This window comes from Staphylococcus sp. SA22 (assembly GCF_054165785.1).
The window spans coordinates 174,132-193,197 of the sequence record NZ_JBSZQY010000002.1 but is presented as its reverse complement, the minus strand read 5'-3'; the positions used below and the strand labels follow the sequence as shown (position 1 = coordinate 193,197).

The following is a 19,066-nucleotide window of genomic DNA, read 5'->3' as shown; positions in this document are numbered from 1 at the left end:
ATGAAGTATTTATTAAAGGGAAATATTTTGCTTCTATTACTAATATTGTTGACAATTATTTCGTTGTTTATAGGTGTGAGTGAACTATCAATTAAAGATTTACTACATTTAACTGAGTCACAGCGGAATATTTTATTCTCAAGCCGAATACCAAGGACGATGAGTATTTTAATTGCTGGAAGTTCGTTGGCTTTAGCAGGCTTGATAATGCAACAAATGATGCAAAATAAGTTTGTTAGTCCGACTACAGCTGGAACGATGGAATGGGCTAAACTAGGTATTTTAATTGCTTTATTGTTCTTTCCAACCGGTCATATTTTATTAAAACTAGTATTTGCTGTTATTTGCAGTATTTGCGGTACGTTTTTATTTGTTAAAATCATTGATTTTATAAAAGTGAAAGATGTCATTTTTGTGCCGCTTTTAGGAATTATGATGGAGGGGATTGTTGCAAGTTTCACAACCTTCATCTCATTGCGCACGAATGCTGTTCAAAGCATTGGTAACTGGCTTAACGGGAACTTTGCCATTATCACAAGTGGACGCTATGAAATTTTATATTTAAGTATTCCTCTTTTAGCATTGACATATCTTTTTGCTAATCATTTCACGATTGTAGGAATGGGTAAAGACTTTACTAATAATTTAGGTTTGAGTTACGAAAAATTAATTAACATCGCATTGTTTATTACTGCAACTATTACAGCATTAGTAGTAGTGACTGTTGGAACATTACCGTTCTTAGGACTAGTAATACCAAATATTATTTCAATTTATCGAGGTGATCATTTGAAAAATGCTATCCCTCATACGATGATGTTAGGTGCCATCTTTGTATTATTTTCTGATATAGTTGGCAGAATTGTTGTTTATCCATATGAAATAAATATTGGTTTAACAATAGGTGTATTTGGAACAATCATTTTCCTTATCTTGCTTATGAAAGGTAGGAAAAATTATGCGCAACAATAATAAAAAAATAATGCTTTTAATTGCAGTAACGTTATTAATTAGTATGCTGTACTTATTTGTAGGTATTGATTTTGAAATATTTGAATATCAATTTTCAAGTCGTTTAAGAAAGTTCATATTAATTATTTTAGTAGGTGCTGCCATTGCAACTTCAGTGGTGATTTTTCAAGCGATTACAAACAACCGTCTATTGACACCATCAATAATGGGCTTAGATGCAGTTTATTTATTTATCAAAGTATTGCCAGTCTTTTTATTTGGAATTCAATCGGTATGGGTTACTAATGTATATTTGAACTTTATAATAACACTTATAACGATGGTGTTATTCGCACTAATCCTATTCCAAGGTATCTTTAAAATTGGACATTTTTCAATTTATTTTATCTTACTTATTGGTGTCCTTTTAGGAACATTTTTTAGAAGTATTACAGGTTTTATTCAATTGATTATGGATCCTGAGTCATTTTTAGCAATACAAAGTAGTATGTTTGCAAATTTTAATGCTTCTAATTCGAATTTAGTTACTTTCTCAGCAGTGCTATTAGTAATCTTATTAGTCATTACAATTTTTCTATTGCCTTATTTAGATGTATTGCTTTTAGGTCGTGCTGAAGCAATTAATCTTGGGATATCGTATGAAAAATTAACGCGAATTCTACTTGTAATAGTCTCAGTTTTAGTTTCTGTGTCAACTGCATTAGTAGGACCAATTACATTTTTAGGTTTATTAACTGTAAATCTAGCGCATGAACTAATGAAGACGTATGAACATAAGTATATTTTAATTGCGACAATTTGCTTGAGTTGGATTAGTTTATTTAGTGCGCAATGGGTAGTTGAAAATGTGTTTGAAGCTACGACAGAAATGAGTATACTTATTGATTTGATTGGTGGAAGTTATTTCATTTATCTATTAGTTAGAAGGAGAAATGCGCAATGATTCAAGTTGGAAATTTAACTAAAACTATAAATAATCAAACGATATTGGAAGATATTAGCATAGATATCGAAAAAGGTAAATTGACTTCTTTAATTGGACCTAATGGTGCGGGTAAGAGTACGTTACTTTCAGCGATATGTAGGTTAATTCGTTTTGATAACGGTGAAGTGAAAATAGATGGACAGCTCATGTCTGATTATAAAAATAATGACTTGTCGAAAAAAATATCTATATTAAAACAAACAAACCATACAGAAATGAATATTACGGTAGAGCAGTTGGTAAACTTTGGACGATTCCCTTATTCTAAAGGTCGTTTGACGAAAGAGGATCATGATATTGTCAATGATGCGCTAGATTTGTTGCAACTACAAGATATCAGAAATCGTAATATTAAGTCATTATCTGGTGGGCAACGTCAGCGTGCATACATTGCAATGACAATAGCACAAGATACTGAATATATTTTGCTAGATGAACCATTAAATAATTTAGATATGAAGCATGCTGTTCAAATTATGCAAACGTTAAAAATGTTAGCACATAAAATGAATAAAGCGATTGTCATTGTATTACATGATATTAACTTTGCGTCCTGTTATTCAGATCAGATTGTAGCATTGAAAAACGGACAACTAGTTAAATCTGATTTGAAAGACAATGTCATTCAAAGCAGTGTTTTAAGTGATTTATATGACATGGATATTCAAATTGAACATATAAGAAATCAAAGGATTTGTTTATACTTCAAGGATTGATAATTAGGAAACACTTTAAAGGGGTGATGCACCAATTAAAGAAAGTTTAACTATAAAGCATTTATTTATTTTTCACATCAAGCACACAGATTAAGCCAAAAGAGGAGAAAATTATATTATGAAGAAAACAGTCTTATATTTAGTAGTAGCAGTAATGTTTTTATTAGCGGCATGCGGTAACAATTCTGATAAAGAACAATCAAAATCAGAAACTAAAGGTTCTAAAGATACAGTAAAAATTGAAAATAACTATAAAATGCGTGGCGAGAAAAAAGATGGTAGCGATGCTAAAAAAGTTAAAGAAACTGTTGAAGTACCAAAGAACCCTAAAAATGCAGTTGTGTTAGACTATGGCGCATTAGATGTAATGAAAGAAATGGGCTTATCAGACAAAGTAAAAGCATTACCTAAAGGGGAAGGCGGTAAGTCATTACCGAATTTCTTAGAATCATTTAAAGATGATAAATATACAAACGTTGGTAATTTAAAAGAAGTGAATTTTGATAAAATTGCTGCGACGAAACCCGAAGTAATCTTTATCTCTGGACGTACAGCTAATCAAAAGAATTTAGATGAATTCAAAAAAGCTGCACCTAAAGCGAAAATTGTTTACGTTGGTGCAGATGAAAAGAACTTAATTAGTTCAATGAAACAAAATACTGAAAATATCGGTAAAATATACGATAAAGAAGATAAAGCTAAAGAATTAAATAAAGATTTAGATAATAAAATTGCTTCAATGAAAGATAAAACGAAAAACTTCAATAAAACTGTTATGTATTTACTAGTTAACGAAGGTGAATTATCAACATTTGGACCTAAAGGTCGTTTTGGTGGATTAGTTTACGATACATTAGGATTCAATGCAGTTGATAAAAAAGTAAGTAATAGCAATCATGGACAAAATGTTTCTAACGAATATGTTAATAAAGAAAATCCAGATGTTATTTTAGCGATGGATAGAGGTCAAGCGGTAAGTGGTAAATCAACTGCGAAACAAGCATTAAATAATCCTGTATTAAAAAATGTTAAAGCAATTAAAGAAGACAAAGTTTATAATTTAGATCCTAAATTATGGTACTTTGCAGCTGGATCAACTACAACTACAATTAAACAAATTGAGGAACTTGATAAAGTTGTAAAATAATTTTAAAAGAGGGGAACAATGGTTAAAGGTCTTAATCATTGTTTCCCTCTTTTCTTTAAAAAAGGAAATCTGGGACGTTAATCAATGTCCTAGACTCTAAAATGTTCTGTTGTCAGTCGTTGGTTGAATGAACATGTTCTTGTAACAAGCTCATTTCAATACCAGTGGGCTCCAAACATAGAGAAATTGGATTTCCAATTTCTACAGACAATACAAGTTGGCGGGCCCCAAATATAGAGAATTTCAAAAAGGAATTCTCCAGAAGTGGTGCTTTATCGTGTCTGTCCCACTCCTTATAATGTTTTGGCTATGTTGTTTAAATTTCAAAATAAATATGATAGTGATATTTGCAGCGATTGTTAAACCGAGATTGGCAATTTGGACAACGCTCAACCATCATATATTCATTGATTGTTAATTCGTGTTTGCATACACCGCATAAGATTGCTTTTTCGTTAAATGAAGGCTCAGACCAACGCTTAATGGCGTGCTTTTCAAACTCATTATGGCACTTATAGCATGGATAGTATTTATTACAACATTTAAATTTAATAGCAATAATATCTTCTTCGGTAAAATAATGGCGACAGCGTGTTTCAGTATCGATTAATGAACCATAAACTTTAGGCATAGACAAAGCTCCTTAACTTATGATTCCTTTGGATGTTCACCAATAATGCGAACTTCACGATTTAATTCAATGCCAAATTTTTCTTTGACGGTCTTTTGTACATAATGAATAAGGTTTTCATAATCTGTAGCAGTTCCATTGTCTACATTTACCATAAAACCAGCGTGTTTAGTTGAAACTTCAACGCCTCCAATACGGTGACCTTGCAAATTAGAATCTTGTATCAATTTACCTGCAAAATGGCCAGGCGGTCTTTGGAATACACTACCACATGAAGGATACTCTAAAGGTTGTTTAGATTCTCTACGTTCTGTTAAATCATCCATTTTAGCTTGTATTTCAGTCATTTTACCAGGAGCTAAAGTAAATGCAGCTTCTAATACAACTAAGTGTTCTTTTTGAATAATGCTATTACGATAATCTAATTCTAATTCTTTTGTTGTAAGTTTAATTAACGAGCCTTGTTCGTTTACGCAAAGCGCATAGTCTATACAATCTTTAACTTCGCCACCATAAGCGCCAGCATTCATATACACAGCACCACCAATTGAACCTGGAATACCACATGCAAATTCAAGGCCAGTAAGTGCGTAATCACGAGCAACACGTGAGACATCAATAATTGCAGCGCCGCTACCGGCTATTATCGCATCATCAGATACTTCGATATGATCTAGTGATAATAAACTAATTACAATGCCACGAATACCACCTTCACGGATAATAATATTTGAGCCATTTCCTAAATATGTAACAGGAATCTCATTTTGATAGGCATATTTAACAACTGCTTGTACTTCTTCATTTTTAGTAGGGGTAATATAAAAGTCCGCATTACCACCTGTTTTAGTATAAGTGTATCGTTTTAAAGGTTCATCAACTTTAATTTTTTCATTTGGGATAAGTTGTTGTAAAGCTTGATAGATGTCTTTATTTATCACTTCTCAGTACATCCTTTCTCATGTCTTTAATATCATATAGTATTATACCAATTTTAAAATTCATTTGCGAAAATTGAAAAGAAAGTATTAGAATTAGTATAATTATAAAATACGGCATTATTGTCGTTATAAGTATTTTTTACATAGTTTTTCAAAGTATTGTTGCTTTTGCATCTCATATTGTCTAATTGTTAAGCTATGTTGCAATATTTGGTGCTTTTTTGTATTGAATTGCAAAGCAATATCATCATTAGTTGATAAGAGATTATCAAGTGCAAGATAAGATTCAAATGTTTGGGTATTCATTTGAATGATATGCAGACGCACCTGTTGTTTTAGTTCATGAAAATTGTTAAACTTCGCCATCATAACCTTTTTATTATATTTATGATGCAAACGATAAAACCCTACATAATTTAAGCGTTTTTCATCTAAGGATGTAATATCATGCAAATTTTCTACACCTACTAAAATATCTAAAATTGGCTCTGTTGAATATTTAAAATGATGCGTACCGCCAATATGTTTTGTATATTTTACTGGGCTGTCTAAGAGGTTGAATAATAATGATTCAATTTCAGTGTATTGTGATTGAAAACAATTAGTTAAATCACTATTAATGAATGGTTGAACATTTGAATACATGATAAACTCCTTTGATATTGAAAATTAATTTAATCACGATAAAGTCTGGAATACTATAACATAATTCATTTTCATAATAAACATGTTTTTGTATAATGAATCTGTTAAGGAGTGCAATCATGAAAAAAATTGTTATTATCGCTGTTTTAGCGATTTTATTTGTAGTAATAAGTGCTTGTGGTAATAAAGAAAAAGAGGTACAACATCAATTTACTAAGCAATTTAAAGATGTTGAGCAAAAACAAAAAGAATTACAACATGTCATGGATAATATACATTTGAAAGAAATTGATCATCTAAGTAAAACTGATACAACTGATAAAAATAGTAAAGAATTTAAGGCACTACAAGAAGATGTTAAAAACCATCTCATACCTAAATTTGAAGCATATTATAAGTCAGCAAAAAATTTGCCTGATGATACAATGAAAGTTAAGAAATTAAAAAAAGAATATATGACGCTTGCAAATGAGAAGAAGGATGCGATATATCAATTAAAAAAATTCATAGGTTTATGTAATCAATCTATCAAGTATAACGAAGACATTTTAGATTATACGAAACAATTTGAAAAAAACAGATACAAAGTTGAATCAGAAATTAAATTAGCTGATAATAAAAGTGAAGCAGCTAATCTTACGACAAAATTAGAACATAATAATAAAGCGTTAAGAGATACTGCGAAAAAGAACCTAGATGATAGTAAAGAAAATGAAGTAAAAGGCGCGATTAAAAATCACATTATGCCAATGATTGAAAAACAAATTACCGATATTAACCAAACTAATATTAGTGATAAGCATGTTAATAATGCAAGGAAAAACGCAATAGAAATGTATTACAGTCTGCAGAACTATTATAATACACGTATTGAAACAATAAAGGTTAGTGAGAAGTTATCAAAAGTCGATGTAGATAAGTTGCCGAAAAAGGGTATAGATATAACTCACGGCGATAAAGCCTTTGAAAAAAAGCTTGAAAAATTAGAAGAAAAATAACTATAATCATTTTTCAAAGTTAAAAATTTTGAATTTATGGTTAACATGTCAACTTACTATGTGTATAATGGTAAACATTGATATTAACTATATGTATAAAAATGTCACGCAGATGCTATTTAAATGTGATAAATATTTTTAGAGGTGAATAGAGTGGCTATAAAGCTAAGTTCAATTGACCAATTTGAACAGGTTATTGAGGAAAATAAATATGTTTTTATATTAAAACATAGTGAAACTTGTCCAATATCGGCAAATGCGTACGATCAATTTAATAAATTTTTATATGAACGCGATATGGACGGTTATTATTTGATTGTCCAACAAGAACGCGATTTGTCAGATTATATTGCTAAAAAAACGAACGTTAAACATGAATCACCTCAAGCATTTTATTTTGTAAATGGTGAAATGGTTTGGAATAGAGACCACGGTGATATTAATGTGTCGTCATTAGCACAAGCAGAAGAATAATGAAACTATAGGGTTGGAACATTTTGCCTTACACTACTAGACGTGAATAGCACAACTTAAATTCGTGTGAATCATAGTAGTTTGGCTATAATGATGTTCTGACCTTTTATTTTATATAACCTTTAGAAGCAGTTAAGTTAGTACTTTTTTACAAACATATGTATAATGTATTCGAGTATTTTTATTGAAAATATTTTGGAAAACGACGAATCCAATAAGAAAATTTAAACATGATTTGTAAGTTAGTTTAATAGGAAATATATGCTAAACCAGAAGAAGTATACTGTTATTTACTGGAATAATTAATAATCATGTCATGTTAAATGTTCGCATATAATCACGAGATAAAATCTGAAATTTAAGATTAATCTTTTATGAATAAAAAACGTATCACAACAAATAATAAAGTAAGGTGGTCAAGGTTATGAAAGTATTAGTAGCCATGGATGAGTTTCATGGAATTATTTCGAGTTATCAAGCTAATAGATATGTTGAAGAGGCAGTTGCAAGCCAAATTGAAACTGCAGATGTAGTTCAAGTACCATTGTTTAATGGAAGACATGAATTATTAGATTCTGTATTTTTATGGCAATCTGGGCAAAAATATCGTATACCAGTACATGATGCAGATATGAATGAAGTTGAAGGTGTTTACGGACAAACTGATACAGGGATGACCGTTATCGAGGGGAATTTATTTTTAAAAGGTAAAAAACCAATTGTTGAACGAACAAGTTATGGTTTAGGAGAAATGATTAACCATGCATTAGATAACGACGCAAAACATGTTGTAATTTCATTAGGTGGGATTGATAGTTTTGATGCTGGTGCAGGTATGTTACAAGCATTAGGTGCTCAATTCTATGATGACGAAGGACGTGTCGTAGATATGAGACAAGGTGCTGGTGTAATTAAATATATTCGTCGTATGGATATGTCGAACTTACACCCTAAAATGGAAACAGCAAGAATTCAAGTAATGTCGGATTTTTCAAGTCGATTATATGGTAAGCAAAGTGAAATCATGCAAACTTATGATGCGCATCAGTTGAATCATAATCAAGCAGCAGAAATCGATAATTTAATTTGGTATTTTAGCGAGTTATTTAAAAGTGAATTGAAAATTGCAATTGGTCCAGTTGAACGTGGTGGTGCTGGTGGTGGAATTGCAGCAGTCTTGAATGGACTGTATCAAGCTGAAATATTAACCAGTCATGCATTAGTAGACCAACTAACACATTTAGAAAATTTAGTTGAACAAGCGGATTTAATTATTTTTGGAGAAGGATTAAATGAAAATGATCAGTTGCTAGAAACGACAACATTGCGTATTGCAGAACTTTGTCATAAACATCAAAAGGTAGCCATTGCAATTTGTGCAACTGCTGAAAAGTTTGATTTATTTGAATCACAAGGGGTTACAGCAATGTTTAATACCTTTATCGATATGCCGGAAACTTATACTGACTTTAAAATGGGATTACAAATTAGGCATTATACTGTTCAGTCTTTAAAACTGTTGAAAACACATTTTAATGTTGAGGTTTAGTAAAGAAGGACTAAATTGGTGATGCTGTCATGATGGTTAATAACAATTATGATGGTTAGCAAAACGAATTAGAAGATTGAAAGTATACGTAAAAAATATGAAAAATCACGCTATCATTGCACTGAATGTTAGCGTGATTTTTTTATATTAATTAAGCCTGAGTTGAACTAGTATATAATCGTTGGTTTTTAGTTATTTTCAGCGATATCTTCTACAATTCCAATGATTACTTGTACTGCCTTTTCCATGACATCAATGGATGCATATTCATATGGGCCGTGGAAGTTACCGCAACCTGTAAAGATGTTTGGAGTTGGTAACCCCATAAATGACAATTGTGAACCATCTGTACCACCACGAATAGGTTCAGTGTTTGCTGGAATATCTAATTTAGCAAAGACACGTTTAGGTATATCAATAATATGAGGCAATGGTAATATTTTTTCTGCCATATTGAAATATTGATCCGATATATCAACTTTAACTGGATAATTTTCAAAATGGGCATTGATATCGTCACGTATTTCTAAAATACGTTTCTTACGCAATTCGAATTGTTTTTTATCATGATCACGAATAATGTATTGCAAAGTTGCTTTTTCAACAGTTCCTTCAAAGTTCATTAAGTGATAAAAGCCTTCGTATCCTTCAGTGCGCTCCGGAACTTCACTATCAGGTAGCAAACTATCGAATTGTTCACCTAAACGTATTGCGTTTACCATTGCATTTTTAGCTGAACCAGGGTGAACATTCACACCGTGGCATGTAATAACCGCTTCAGCAGCGTTAAAGCTTTCATATTGTAATTCTCCATATTGACTACCATCCATAGTATAAGCAAAATCAGCATTGAAGCGGTCAACATCAAATTTATGTGGACCACGACCGATTTCTTCGTCTGGTGTAAATCCAATGCGAATGGTACCATGTTTAATTTCTGGATGTTCTTGTAAATAACAAATAGCTTCCATAATTTCCACAATACCCGCTTTATCGTCTGCACCTAGTAACGATGTACCATCAGTTACCATTAATGTATGACCAACTAAACTGTTAAGTTCTGGAAATACTTTAGGATCTAAGACACGTTTAGTATTGCCTAGTTTGTATGGCTTACCATCATAGTTTTCAATAATTTGCGGTTTAACATTTGAAGCATTGAAATCAGGTGATGTATCAACATGCGCCAAAAATCCAACTGTTGGGACGTCGGCATCGATGTTACTTTCTAATGTAGCAAATAAGTAGCCATTTTCATCTAAATCAGTTGGCAATCCTAATTGTTGTAATTCTTTTTCTAATAAATGTAACAAATCCCATTGCTTTTCAGTTGAAGGTGTTGTTGTAGATTTTGGATCAGATTGCGTATCAATTGTCGTATATCTTGTTAATCTATCTATCAATTGGTTCTTCATTATATTCGACCCCTTAAACTCTATTATTCATGTTGTAAGATTTTTTATATGTCTTACCTTTGATTTTACCATACAGTTGTTTGATACGTGTGTATAGGTAATATAGAATTTCAGAAACTAATATACCGAAAGCAATCGCACCTGAAATCAGTGTAACTTCTAAAAATGTATTTACAGCACTTGTGTAATCATTCGATACTAAAAAACGAGTCGCTTGATAAGCTGCACCACCAGGTACTAATGGTATAATGCCTGGCACTATGAATATAATTACCGGTCGTTTATATCTGCGACTCATAGTATGACTCATTAAGCCTAAAATTAAGCTTCCCAAAAATGAAGCGCCAACTTTTCCAAACTCTAAATCTACCGTTAATTGGTAAATCGTCCATGCAATGGCACCTACAAATCCACATGCTACTAAGAGACGTTTGGGTGCATTGAAAATGATAGAGAAAAGTACTGTTGATATAAAGCTGATTGTAAAATGAAATAAATAAAATAGCATGCTTTAACAGTCCTTCCTTAAATGATTAATAAAACGATTGCGACACCAGCACCGATTGCGAATGCTGTTAATGCAGCTTCAACACCTCGGGACATACCTGCAAGTAATTCACCCGCTAATAAATCTCGAATGGCATTGGTAATTAATATACCAGGGACAAGTGGCATGACACTGGCTATAGTAATGATATCTTGATTGGTTGCAATACCTAATTTAGTAAATGTGGCTGCAATGGATATGACCACAGCGGCTGCAACAAACTCTGAGAAAAATTTAATTTGTATATAGCGTTGCACAAAGCTGAATGTTAAAAATGCGGATCCACCAGCAATGACTGCAATCCAACAATCTGATGCGACACCACCAAACATAAATAGGAAGAAGCCACATGCAATGGCAGCTGCAAAGAAATTCGTTAAAAAAGAATATTGTAATGATGCATGCTGTAAATGAATAAATTCAGATTTAGCTTCATCAATTGTGAGTTCTTTATTTGATATTTTACGTGAAAGACTATTCGTTAAAGCGATTTTCTCTAAATCTGTTGTACGCTCTTGTACACGAATTAATCTTGTACTTGTTCGATCGTTTAATGAAAAAATAATTGCAGTTGAACTGACAAAACTATATGTATTATGAAGACCATAACTATGTGCGATACGGTTCATTGTATCTTCAACTCGATATGTTTCAGCACCTGATTCAAGTAAAATTCTACCTGCAATTAATACAACATCAATCACTTTGTTTTCATCTATAATTGTGATTGAATCTGGCATATCAATTCACCTCCAATGATATGTGTTATTTATTTGAACAATTGAAGTTTACAACTTGTTGTTGCAACTTTCAATAGTGAGACTTTGTGTTAGTATGATGAACTTGTATGGTTCAAATTTAAATAAGAAAAACTGTTAATCTTTGCTATTATACTATGATTTAATAATAGCAAAGGATTAACAGTTTTGTCGTTGTTATAAATTGATAATAGGGTTAAACATTACTTTGTTTCGCCCTTGATTTTTGGCTACATGCACCATATCGTCTGCATCTTTAAACACTTTACGCTGTGATTTTGGATCGTCATCTGTTAGATAACCAACACCGATAGACACTGACAATTTAATAACTTCTTTGTTTGGTAAATGGAATGATGATTTTTCAACACCTGAACGAATATTTTCAGCTAATTTAACACTTTGATCAAGTGAATAGTTGTGAATGACAACTGAGAACTCTTCGCCACCATTTCTAAAAATTTTAAATTGATTCGGCACATAGTTTTTAAGTAATTGAGACATTTGTTTTAATACAGCATCACCTGATTTGTGTGAGTAGGTATCATTGACATCTTTAAATCCATCGATATCGATTAATAATAATGCGATACTTTGATGTTCTTTTTCAGCTTTTCGTGAAATTTCATTTAAATGTCTATCAAATTCTTTTACATTACCTAAGCCTGTTAAGTAATCATATTTATCTTCGTTTTCATAACGATTTACGAGTGAGAAGAAATGCCAAATATCGACAAATGTTATCGCTGAAGCTAAAGTGATAATTAATGAAATTGGTATTAAAATGATAACTTCCGATAGTGTGTAAATAGGACTCACTAATGCGACACCAAATAAAATGATTATTGTAACAACATTAAGTATTAATAATGATAGCACATCATTTTGTTTTAAAAATGGTCCAATAGCACTTGTTACTGCGGCAATAACAATCAACGTAACACCGTACATAATCGAGTTGTTAAATACTACAATTTCAACAATTGCTACAATTACTGTGGCAGATAATGTATAGACCATATTTGTAAATCTACCTAAAAACAATAAAGGAACGAATGTTAAGTGAATTAAATAATCTTCACGATAAGGGATAGGGTAGACAGATAATAATAATGATACGATTGTCATTAAAACAGTGACATAAGCCTTAGAAAAAACCATACGTTTGTTTTCTGAATACTGTAAGCGATGGAATAAATAGATCCCAGCGACTATAACAGATATATTGTATATAAATGCTTCGAACATGTCTGAATCGACTCCTTTAATTGACCACTAGCTATTGTAAGTGAAAACTTACAATTTGTCATTAGTTTACATATAAAATTAATGTATGATATAGACTTTGATGTTAAAATGTTGCCTTAAATGATATGATGAAAAAATGAATAATAGGCGATATATAAGAAATGAATCGTATAGTTGTAAATATGATATCATTGATTGAGCGAATTAATTTATAATAAAGCTATAAGATATACGTAGAAAATAGATATATCATTCTATAAAGACAATATTAAATAAATATAACGTTAAAAACAATTAATATCGATGAAGGTGAATAAATGGTTACATTATTACTAGTTGCAGTAACAATGATTGTCAGTCTGACGATAACACCAATTGTTATTGCAATATCGAAAAGATTAAATTTAGTTGATAAACCAAATTTTAGAAAAGTACACACTAAACCTATTTCAGTTATGGGTGGTACAGTGATTCTCTTTTCATTTTTAATAGGTATTTGGATTGGTCATCCTATTGAAACAGAAATCAAACCACTTATTATTGGTGCGATTATTATGTACGTACTTGGGCTTGTAGATGATATCTACGATTTGAAACCGTATATAAAATTGGCTGGTCAAATTGCCGCTGCCTTAGTAGTTGCTTTTTATGGTGTGACTATTGATTTTATTTCGTTGCCAATGGGTACAACGATTCATTTTGGATTTCTTAGTATTCCAATTACTGTGATTTGGATTGTTGCTATTACAAATGCAATTAACTTAATTGATGGACTCGATGGTTTGGCGTCGGGTGTTTCTGCAATAGGGCTCATTACAATAGGATTCATTGCAATTTTACAAGCTAATATTTTCATAACGATGATTTGTTGTGTTTTATTAGGCTCTTTAATTGGGTTTTTATTTTACAATTTCCATCCTGCCAAAATATTTTTAGGTGATAGTGGGGCTTTAATGATTGGATTTATCATCGGATTCCTTTCTTTACTCGGATTCAAAAATATTACAATTATTGCATTGTTCTTCCCAATTGTTATCTTAGCAGTTCCATTCATTGATACTTTGTTCGCAATGATTCGACGTGTGAAAAAAGGACAGCATATAATGCAAGCTGATAAATCGCATTTGCATCATAAACTATTAGCTTTAGGCTACACACATAGACAAACAGTATTATTAATCTATTCAATCTCTATTTTATTTAGTCTTTCGAGCATTATCTTGTATGTATCGCCACCATTAGGTGTTGTATTAATGTTTGTATTAATCATATTTAGTATTGAATTAATTGTTGAATTTACAGGATTAATAGATAACAACTACCGACCAATATTAAATTTAATTAGTCGTAAGTCATCTCATAAAGAGGAATAGGGAATGAAAGCATAGCTGTATGGAATAATTTGTATTATATGGCTTTACTCTTTACAATTTTTTATGTATTAAATTTCAAATATAAAAAAGCACTGCCATAAACGTGTACTTCAATTGTCATTTAATAATACGCAATTGATATTTACCGTCTTATGATAGTGCTTTTTATTTTTATTCAGTTGGTATATCGAAAGGCAACTGCTTTGGAGTTTCTTCAGTCAAATCGAAATTTCCAGCAGTCATTTGATTTAAAAAGTTAATAAACGCTTCATAGTCACTTTTAACGACATCGATATAGTAGCTTACCTTATCAGTGTAAGTTTGGTTTCTTAACATAAAATGAGTTGAAGCTAATTCATATTCAAATTTACCAGTTTGATCATAATTCAGTGTTACTATACATGGTACTGCTTCTCGTAGTTCGACACGTCCGATATCATAAATGACGTCTCTAACAGCACCGCTATAGGCGCGAATTAAACCGCCACCACCTAATTTAATACCACCAAAATATCTTGTTACTACGACACACGCATTATGAACATCGAGCTTTTTTAATATGTCTAACATTGGGACACCGGCAGTTCCTGTCGGTTCACCATCATCATTCGCTTTTTGAATATTCATTTCAGGTCCAATAGTATATGCAGAACAATTATGAGTGGCATCTTTATGTTCTTTTTTTATTGCAGCAATAAATGCTTTAGCTTCATCTTCATTTTGAACAGGTTTGATATGAGCAATGAATCTTGATTTACTAATCACATTTTCAATAATGTGTTCTTTTTTAACAGTAATGATATTTTGTGTCATAATAACTCCTTAATTCATAAGCTTAAGATTATTTAATCTTCATTATACACTGAAAATGACATGACTATAAATCGTTTGATTGCCATTTTCTTTTTAACTGAAATATTGTATCATTGCTATGAGTATATTTTAGGAGGACGACTATGAAAATTGCTGTGATGACCGATTCTACAAGTTATCTGTCGCAGGACTTAATCGATAAATATAATATTCAAATAGCGCCATTAAGTGTGACTTTTGATGATGGGAAGAACTTTACAGAAAGTAATGAAATAGCAATTGAAGAATTTTATAATAAAATGGCATCGTCTCAAACGATTCCAACAACAAGCCAACCAGCAATTGGCGAATGGATTACTAAATATGAAATGTTAAGAGATCAAGGTTACACAGATATCATTGTCATTTGCTTATCAAGTGGAATTAGTGGAAGTTATCAATCTAGTTATCAAGCAGGGGAAATGGTTGAAGGTGTTAATGTACATGCATTTGATAGTAAGCTTGCAGCAATGATTGAAGGATGTTATGTATTACGTGCTATTGAAATGGTTGAAGAAGGATACGAACCACAGCAAATTATTGATGATTTAACTAATATGCGTGAACACACAGGTGCATATTTAATTGTTGATGACTTAAAGAATTTACAAAAAAGTGGTCGAATTACTGGTGCTCAAGCATGGGTTGGAACATTATTGAAAATGAAGCCAGTTCTTAAGTTTGAAGATGGCAAGATTATACCAGAAGAAAAAGTTCGTACTAAAAAGCGTGCTATTCAAACATTAGAAAAGAAAGTATTAGATATTGTAAAAGACTTTGAAGAAGTAACTTTATTTGTCATAAATGGAGATCATTTCGAAGATGGTCAAGCGTTATACAAAAAGTTACAAGATGATTGTCCTTCAGCTTATCAAGTAGCATACTCTGAGTTTGGTCCAGTTGTTGCAGCACATTTAGGTTCTGGTGGATTAGGTTTAGGCTATGTTGGCAGAAAAATAAGATTAACATAATTATAAAATTTTAATAAAAGAGTCTATATTGTAATTGGAAATTATCTCTTGCATACATGGCTTTAAATGTTCATCATTTGAAAGTCAAAATGCTAAAGATATAAGAAAATCATTATAATATTAGGCTCTTTTTTACGTTGAAATGAGGTTTTAAGCATTAAACATTACGGGAAATTAATTCATCCTCATACTTCACTTACTAATGAAAAAATTAAAAAAGAAGTAACAGGTGTCATCAAACAAAATTCAAACTATTATTGTGTTCAATGTGAAAGTACAAATCCAAAGCATTTTTATCAATATGATTCCTCAGTACATTCCAAGAAAATTGTATATTGCAGAAATTGTATATCACTGGGGCGAATGGATAATGTAACAAGATATAAAATAACAGAGAGCTCGCAAAGTTCATCGCAAGCATATTATCATCTCTCATTTGAATTGTCAGAACAGCAGTCTTATGCCTCAGAACATATTGTTCGAGCCATTAGAATGAGACAAACGATTTTGTTATATGCAGTAACAGGTGCAGGTAAGACAGAAATGATGTTTCAAGGCATTCAATATGCAAGACGACAGGGAGATAATATAGCTATTGTGTCACCACGTGTAGATGTTGTTGTAGAAATTAGTAAACGTATTAAACACGCATTTCTTAATGAAGATATAGACATACTACACCAGCAATCAAGTCAACAATTTGAAGGGCATTTTGTTGTATGCACAGTGCATCAACTTTACCGATTCAAACAGCACTTTGATACTATTTTTATTGATGAAGTCGATGCCTTTCCTTTATCAATGGATAAAAGTTTACAACAAGCATTGAAGTCATCTTCTAAAGTTGAACATGCAACGATTTATATGACAGCAACACCACCGAAACAACTTTTGTCAGAGATTCCCCACGAAAATATAATTAAATTGCCAGCTCGCTTTCATAAAAAATCACTTCCAGTTCCTAAATATCGCTATTTCAAACTTAATAATAATAAGATTCAGAAAATGTTATATCGAATTTTACAAGATCAAATTAATAAACAACGTTATACACTGGTGTTTTTTAACAATATAGAAACAATGATTAAAACATTTTCGGTTTATAAGCAGAAAATTACTAAATTAACATATGTCCATAGCGAGGATGTTTTTCGCTTTGAAAAAGTTGAACAATTAAGGAATGGACATTTCGATGTCATTTTTACTACGACAATATTAGAACGTGGATTTACAATGGCAAATTTGGATGTTGTTGTTATCGATGCACATCAATATACTCAAGAGGCTTTAATACAAATTGCTGGACGTGTTGGACGAAAATTAGAATGTCCTACTGGAAAAGTATTGTTTTTTCATGAAGGAGTAAGTATGAATATGATTCAAGCTAAAAAAGAGATTCAAAAGATGAACAAATTAGCATTAAAAAGAGGTTGGATTGATGAATAATTGTTTGAGTTGTGGTGCTAAGTTATATGAAAATATAACCATTTATAATTTGTTCAAGAAACCTAATAGATTATGTGACAGATGCAAAGAGAATTGGGACAATATTAAACTTGATATTAAAGCAAGGCGATGTTCAAGGTGCTTAAAACACTTAAATCAAAATGAAGCATATTGTTTAGACTGCAAGTTTCTATCGGCACACTTTAATTTAATGGAACAATTATATTGTCAATTTCAATATGACGGTTTAATGAAAGAGATGATACATCAGTATAAATTTTTGAAAGACTATTATTTATGTGAATTATTGGCACATTTGATTGAAATACCACAAACATCTTATGACTATATTGTGCCAATTCCTTCTTCGCCGGCACATGATTTATCTAGAACATTTAACCCGGTAGAAGCAGTACTAAAAGCTAAAGGGATTCGCTTTGATAAGATTTTAAAGATGTCAAATAGACCTAAACAGTCTCATTTAACTAAGAAAGAGCGTCTGGCAGATGAAAATCCATTTATTATTGATACGGAATTAGATTTAAATGGCAAGGAAATATTACTCGTTGACGATATTTATACAACTGGATTAACAATTCATCGTGCAGGGTGTAAATTATATGCTAAAAATATCAGAAAATTCAAAGTGTTTGCGTTTGCACGATAGCGTAAAAATGTTAAAATATAATAAAGAGTTACCAATAAAGAGGTTTAAGGAGAGATTACTATGATTAGATTTGAAATTCATGGAGATAACCTCACTATCACAGATGCTATTCGCAACTATATTGAGGAAAAAATTGGTAAGTTGGAACGTTATTTTAATGACGTACCAAATGCAGTGGCGCATGTTAAAGTTAAAACTTATTCAAATTCAGCTACTAAAATTGAAGTAACAATTCCATTGAAAAATGTTACGTTAAGAGCTGAAGAGCGAAACGATGATTTATACGCAGGTATTGATTTAATTAATAATAAACTTGAAAGACAAGTTCGAAAATATAAAACACGTATTAATCGTAAGAGCCGTGATCGAGGAGATCAAGAAGTGTTTGTTGCCGAATTACAAGAAATGCAAGAAACACAAGTTGATAATGACGCTTACGATGATAACGAGATAGAAATTATTCGTTCAAAAGAATTCAGCTTAAAACCAATGGATTCAGAAGAAGCGGTATTACAAATGAATCTATTAGGTCATGACTTCTTTGTATTCACAGACAGAGAAACTGATGGAACAAGTATCGTTTACCGCCGTAAAGACGGTAAATATGGCTTGATTCAAACTAGTGAACAATAAATTAAGTTTAAAGCACTTGTGTTTTTGCACAAGTGCTTTTTTATACTCCAAAAGCAATTTCTGACTATTTCATAGTTCGATAATGTAATTTGTTGAAT

At 31.5% G+C, this 19,066-nt stretch carries 20 protein-coding genes; 12 read left to right on the top strand and 8 right to left on the bottom strand.

Features of this window, described 5'->3' with window-relative positions; genetic code table 11:
• The 4 genes from ACXQH5_RS03090 to ACXQH5_RS03075 all read left to right on the top strand — a co-directional run bounded on the left by ACXQH5_RS03090 (position 1) and on the right by ACXQH5_RS03075 (position 3,820).
• The gene (locus ACXQH5_RS03090) at positions 1-972 is read left to right on the top strand and encodes an ABC transporter permease (RefSeq protein WP_000876317.1); all 972 of its coding nucleotides are present in this window, start codon (positions 1-3) and stop codon (positions 970-972) included.
• Complete coding sequence (locus ACXQH5_RS03085) at positions 959-1,915, top strand: iron chelate uptake ABC transporter family permease subunit (protein WP_001245572.1); 957 nt, start codon at positions 959-961, stop codon at positions 1,913-1,915. The genes ACXQH5_RS03090 and ACXQH5_RS03085 overlap by 14 nt, the downstream gene beginning before the upstream one ends.
• A complete protein-coding gene (locus ACXQH5_RS03080) occupies positions 1,912-2,673 on the top strand; it encodes an iron ABC transporter ATP-binding protein (RefSeq protein ID WP_000616873.1) in 762 nt (253 codons plus the stop codon). Before ACXQH5_RS03085 ends, ACXQH5_RS03080 begins: the two co-directional genes overlap by 4 nt.
• A gap of 118 nt (positions 2,674-2,791) precedes the next feature.
• Positions 2,792-3,820: a ferrated catecholamine ABC transporter substrate-binding lipoprotein SstD gene (locus tag ACXQH5_RS03075; RefSeq protein WP_000754461.1), complete on the top strand. Its 1,029-nt coding sequence runs from the start codon at positions 2,792-2,794 to the stop codon at positions 3,818-3,820.
• Positions 3,821-4,136: 316 nt separating this feature from the next.
• On the opposite strand, the gene ACXQH5_RS03070 is transcribed toward ACXQH5_RS03075, so the two are convergent.
• The 3 genes from ACXQH5_RS03070 to ACXQH5_RS03060 all read right to left on the bottom strand — a co-directional run bounded on the left by ACXQH5_RS03070 (position 4,137) and on the right by ACXQH5_RS03060 (position 6,037).
• Positions 4,137-4,451 carry a CHY zinc finger protein gene (locus ACXQH5_RS03070; protein ID WP_001127269.1) on the bottom strand — a complete coding sequence of 105 codons (315 nt, stop codon included), beginning with the start codon at positions 4,449-4,451 and terminating at the stop codon, positions 4,137-4,139.
• Between the two features lie 17 nt (positions 4,452-4,468).
• The gene (gene murB, locus ACXQH5_RS03065) at positions 4,469-5,392 is read right to left on the bottom strand and encodes a UDP-N-acetylmuramate dehydrogenase (RefSeq protein ID WP_000608440.1); all 924 of its coding nucleotides are present in this window, start codon (positions 5,390-5,392) and stop codon (positions 4,469-4,471) included.
• Between the two features lie 126 nt (positions 5,393-5,518).
• Positions 5,519-6,037 (bottom strand): GrpB family protein, encoded by a 519-nt coding sequence (locus tag ACXQH5_RS03060; RefSeq protein WP_000287196.1) that lies wholly within the window; start codon positions 6,035-6,037, stop codon positions 5,519-5,521.
• A 119-nt stretch (positions 6,038-6,156) separates the two neighbouring features.
• Between ACXQH5_RS03060 and ACXQH5_RS03055 the strand changes: the two genes are divergently transcribed.
• The 3 genes from ACXQH5_RS03055 to ACXQH5_RS03045 all read left to right on the top strand — a co-directional run bounded on the left by ACXQH5_RS03055 (position 6,157) and on the right by ACXQH5_RS03045 (position 9,058).
• Positions 6,157-7,035 (top strand): EMYY motif lipoprotein, encoded by an 879-nt coding sequence (locus ACXQH5_RS03055; RefSeq protein ID WP_057504522.1) that lies wholly within the window; start codon positions 6,157-6,159, stop codon positions 7,033-7,035.
• Positions 7,036-7,188: 153 nt separating this feature from the next.
• Positions 7,189-7,509 carry a bacillithiol system redox-active protein YtxJ gene (ytxJ, locus tag ACXQH5_RS03050; protein ID WP_000985614.1) on the top strand — a complete coding sequence of 107 codons (321 nt, stop codon included), beginning with the start codon at positions 7,189-7,191 and terminating at the stop codon, positions 7,507-7,509.
• 424 nt (positions 7,510-7,933) lie between these two features.
• Positions 7,934-9,058 carry a glycerate kinase gene (locus tag ACXQH5_RS03045; RefSeq protein ID WP_000866749.1) on the top strand — a complete coding sequence of 375 codons (1,125 nt, stop codon included), beginning with the start codon at positions 7,934-7,936 and terminating at the stop codon, positions 9,056-9,058.
• Between the two features lie 188 nt (positions 9,059-9,246).
• Here ACXQH5_RS03045 and pepT read toward each other — a convergent pair whose 3' ends face one another.
• From pepT to gdpS, 4 genes are all read right to left on the bottom strand, one after another.
• Positions 9,247-10,473: a peptidase T gene (gene pepT / locus ACXQH5_RS03040; RefSeq protein WP_000795812.1), complete on the bottom strand. Its 1,227-nt coding sequence runs from the start codon at positions 10,471-10,473 to the stop codon at positions 9,247-9,249.
• 13 nt (positions 10,474-10,486) lie between these two features.
• A complete protein-coding gene (locus ACXQH5_RS03035) occupies positions 10,487-10,981 on the bottom strand; it encodes a threonine/serine exporter family protein (RefSeq protein ID WP_000899890.1) in 495 nt (164 codons plus the stop codon).
• A 17-nt stretch (positions 10,982-10,998) separates the two neighbouring features.
• Positions 10,999-11,760, bottom strand: a complete 762-nt coding sequence (locus tag ACXQH5_RS03030) for a threonine/serine exporter family protein (protein ID WP_001113406.1) — start codon at positions 11,758-11,760, stop codon at positions 10,999-11,001.
• A gap of 195 nt (positions 11,761-11,955) precedes the next feature.
• Entirely contained in the window at positions 11,956-13,026 is a 1,071-nt protein-coding gene (gene gdpS / locus ACXQH5_RS03025; RefSeq protein ID WP_000460983.1) for a GGDEF domain-containing protein GdpS, read from the bottom strand.
• 317 nt (positions 13,027-13,343) lie between these two features.
• On the opposite strand from gdpS, the gene ACXQH5_RS03020 reads away from it, so the two are divergent.
• Complete coding sequence (locus ACXQH5_RS03020) at positions 13,344-14,399, top strand: glycosyltransferase family 4 protein (RefSeq protein WP_000258151.1); 1,056 nt, start codon at positions 13,344-13,346, stop codon at positions 14,397-14,399.
• 171 nt (positions 14,400-14,570) lie between these two features.
• On the opposite strand, the gene ACXQH5_RS03015 is transcribed toward ACXQH5_RS03020, so the two are convergent.
• The gene (locus ACXQH5_RS03015; protein ID WP_000192947.1) at positions 14,571-15,212 is read right to left on the bottom strand and encodes a YigZ family protein; all 642 of its coding nucleotides are present in this window, start codon (positions 15,210-15,212) and stop codon (positions 14,571-14,573) included.
• A gap of 143 nt (positions 15,213-15,355) precedes the next feature.
• On the opposite strand from ACXQH5_RS03015, the gene fakB1 reads away from it, so the two are divergent.
• The 4 genes from fakB1 to hpf all read left to right on the top strand — a co-directional run bounded on the left by fakB1 (position 15,356) and on the right by hpf (position 18,968).
• Entirely contained in the window at positions 15,356-16,222 is an 867-nt protein-coding gene (gene fakB1, locus ACXQH5_RS03010) for a fatty acid kinase binding subunit FakB1 (protein WP_000686342.1), read from the top strand.
• A gap of 363 nt (positions 16,223-16,585) precedes the next feature.
• The gene (locus ACXQH5_RS03005; RefSeq protein ID WP_000370986.1) at positions 16,586-17,668 is read left to right on the top strand and encodes a DEAD/DEAH box helicase; all 1,083 of its coding nucleotides are present in this window, start codon (positions 16,586-16,588) and stop codon (positions 17,666-17,668) included.
• Positions 17,661-18,335, top strand: coding sequence for a ComF family protein (locus ACXQH5_RS03000; RefSeq protein ID WP_001057968.1), 675 nt, complete (start codon positions 17,661-17,663; stop codon positions 18,333-18,335). Before ACXQH5_RS03005 ends, ACXQH5_RS03000 begins: the two co-directional genes overlap by 8 nt.
• A 60-nt stretch (positions 18,336-18,395) precedes the next feature.
• Positions 18,396-18,968, top strand: coding sequence for a ribosome hibernation-promoting factor, HPF/YfiA family (gene hpf / locus ACXQH5_RS02995; RefSeq protein WP_000617735.1), 573 nt, complete (start codon positions 18,396-18,398; stop codon positions 18,966-18,968).
• The last annotated feature ends 98 nt before the right edge of the window (positions 18,969-19,066 follow it).

Bases quoted from the DNA above. Each gene is read 5' to 3' on its own strand.
- ACXQH5_RS03090 (WP_000876317.1), top strand. From the start codon at position 1: ATGAAGTATTTATTAAAGGGAAATATTTTGCTTCTATTACTAATATTG.
- ACXQH5_RS03085 (WP_001245572.1), top strand. From the start codon at position 959: ATGCGCAACAATAATAAAAAAATAATGCTTTTAATTGCAGTAACGTTA.
- ACXQH5_RS03080 (WP_000616873.1), top strand. From the start codon at position 1,912: ATGATTCAAGTTGGAAATTTAACTAAAACTATAAATAATCAAACGATA.
- ACXQH5_RS03075 (WP_000754461.1), top strand. From the start codon at position 2,792: ATGAAGAAAACAGTCTTATATTTAGTAGTAGCAGTAATGTTTTTATTA.
- ACXQH5_RS03070 (WP_001127269.1), bottom strand. From the start codon at position 4,451: ATGCCTAAAGTTTATGGTTCATTAATCGATACTGAAACACGCTGTCGC.
- ACXQH5_RS03060 (WP_000287196.1), bottom strand. From the start codon at position 6,037: ATGTATTCAAATGTTCAACCATTCATTAATAGTGATTTAACTAATTGT.
- ACXQH5_RS03055 (WP_057504522.1), top strand. From the start codon at position 6,157: ATGAAAAAAATTGTTATTATCGCTGTTTTAGCGATTTTATTTGTAGTA.
- ACXQH5_RS03045 (WP_000866749.1), top strand. From the start codon at position 7,934: ATGAAAGTATTAGTAGCCATGGATGAGTTTCATGGAATTATTTCGAGT.
- pepT (WP_000795812.1), bottom strand. From the start codon at position 10,473: ATGAAGAACCAATTGATAGATAGATTAACAAGATATACGACAATTGAT.
- ACXQH5_RS03035 (WP_000899890.1), bottom strand. From the start codon at position 10,981: ATGCTATTTTATTTATTTCATTTTACAATCAGCTTTATATCAACAGTA.
- ACXQH5_RS03030 (WP_001113406.1), bottom strand. From the start codon at position 11,760: ATGCCAGATTCAATCACAATTATAGATGAAAACAAAGTGATTGATGTT.
- gdpS (WP_000460983.1), bottom strand. From the start codon at position 13,026: ATGTTCGAAGCATTTATATACAATATATCTGTTATAGTCGCTGGGATC.
- ACXQH5_RS03020 (WP_000258151.1), top strand. From the start codon at position 13,344: ATGGTTACATTATTACTAGTTGCAGTAACAATGATTGTCAGTCTGACG.
- ACXQH5_RS03015 (WP_000192947.1), bottom strand. From the start codon at position 15,212: ATGACACAAAATATCATTACTGTTAAAAAAGAACACATTATTGAAAAT.
- fakB1 (WP_000686342.1), top strand. From the start codon at position 15,356: ATGAAAATTGCTGTGATGACCGATTCTACAAGTTATCTGTCGCAGGAC.
- ACXQH5_RS03005 (WP_000370986.1), top strand. From the start codon at position 16,586: ATGGATAATGTAACAAGATATAAAATAACAGAGAGCTCGCAAAGTTCA.
- ACXQH5_RS03000 (WP_001057968.1), top strand. From the start codon at position 17,661: ATGAATAATTGTTTGAGTTGTGGTGCTAAGTTATATGAAAATATAACC.
- hpf (WP_000617735.1), top strand. From the start codon at position 18,396: ATGATTAGATTTGAAATTCATGGAGATAACCTCACTATCACAGATGCT.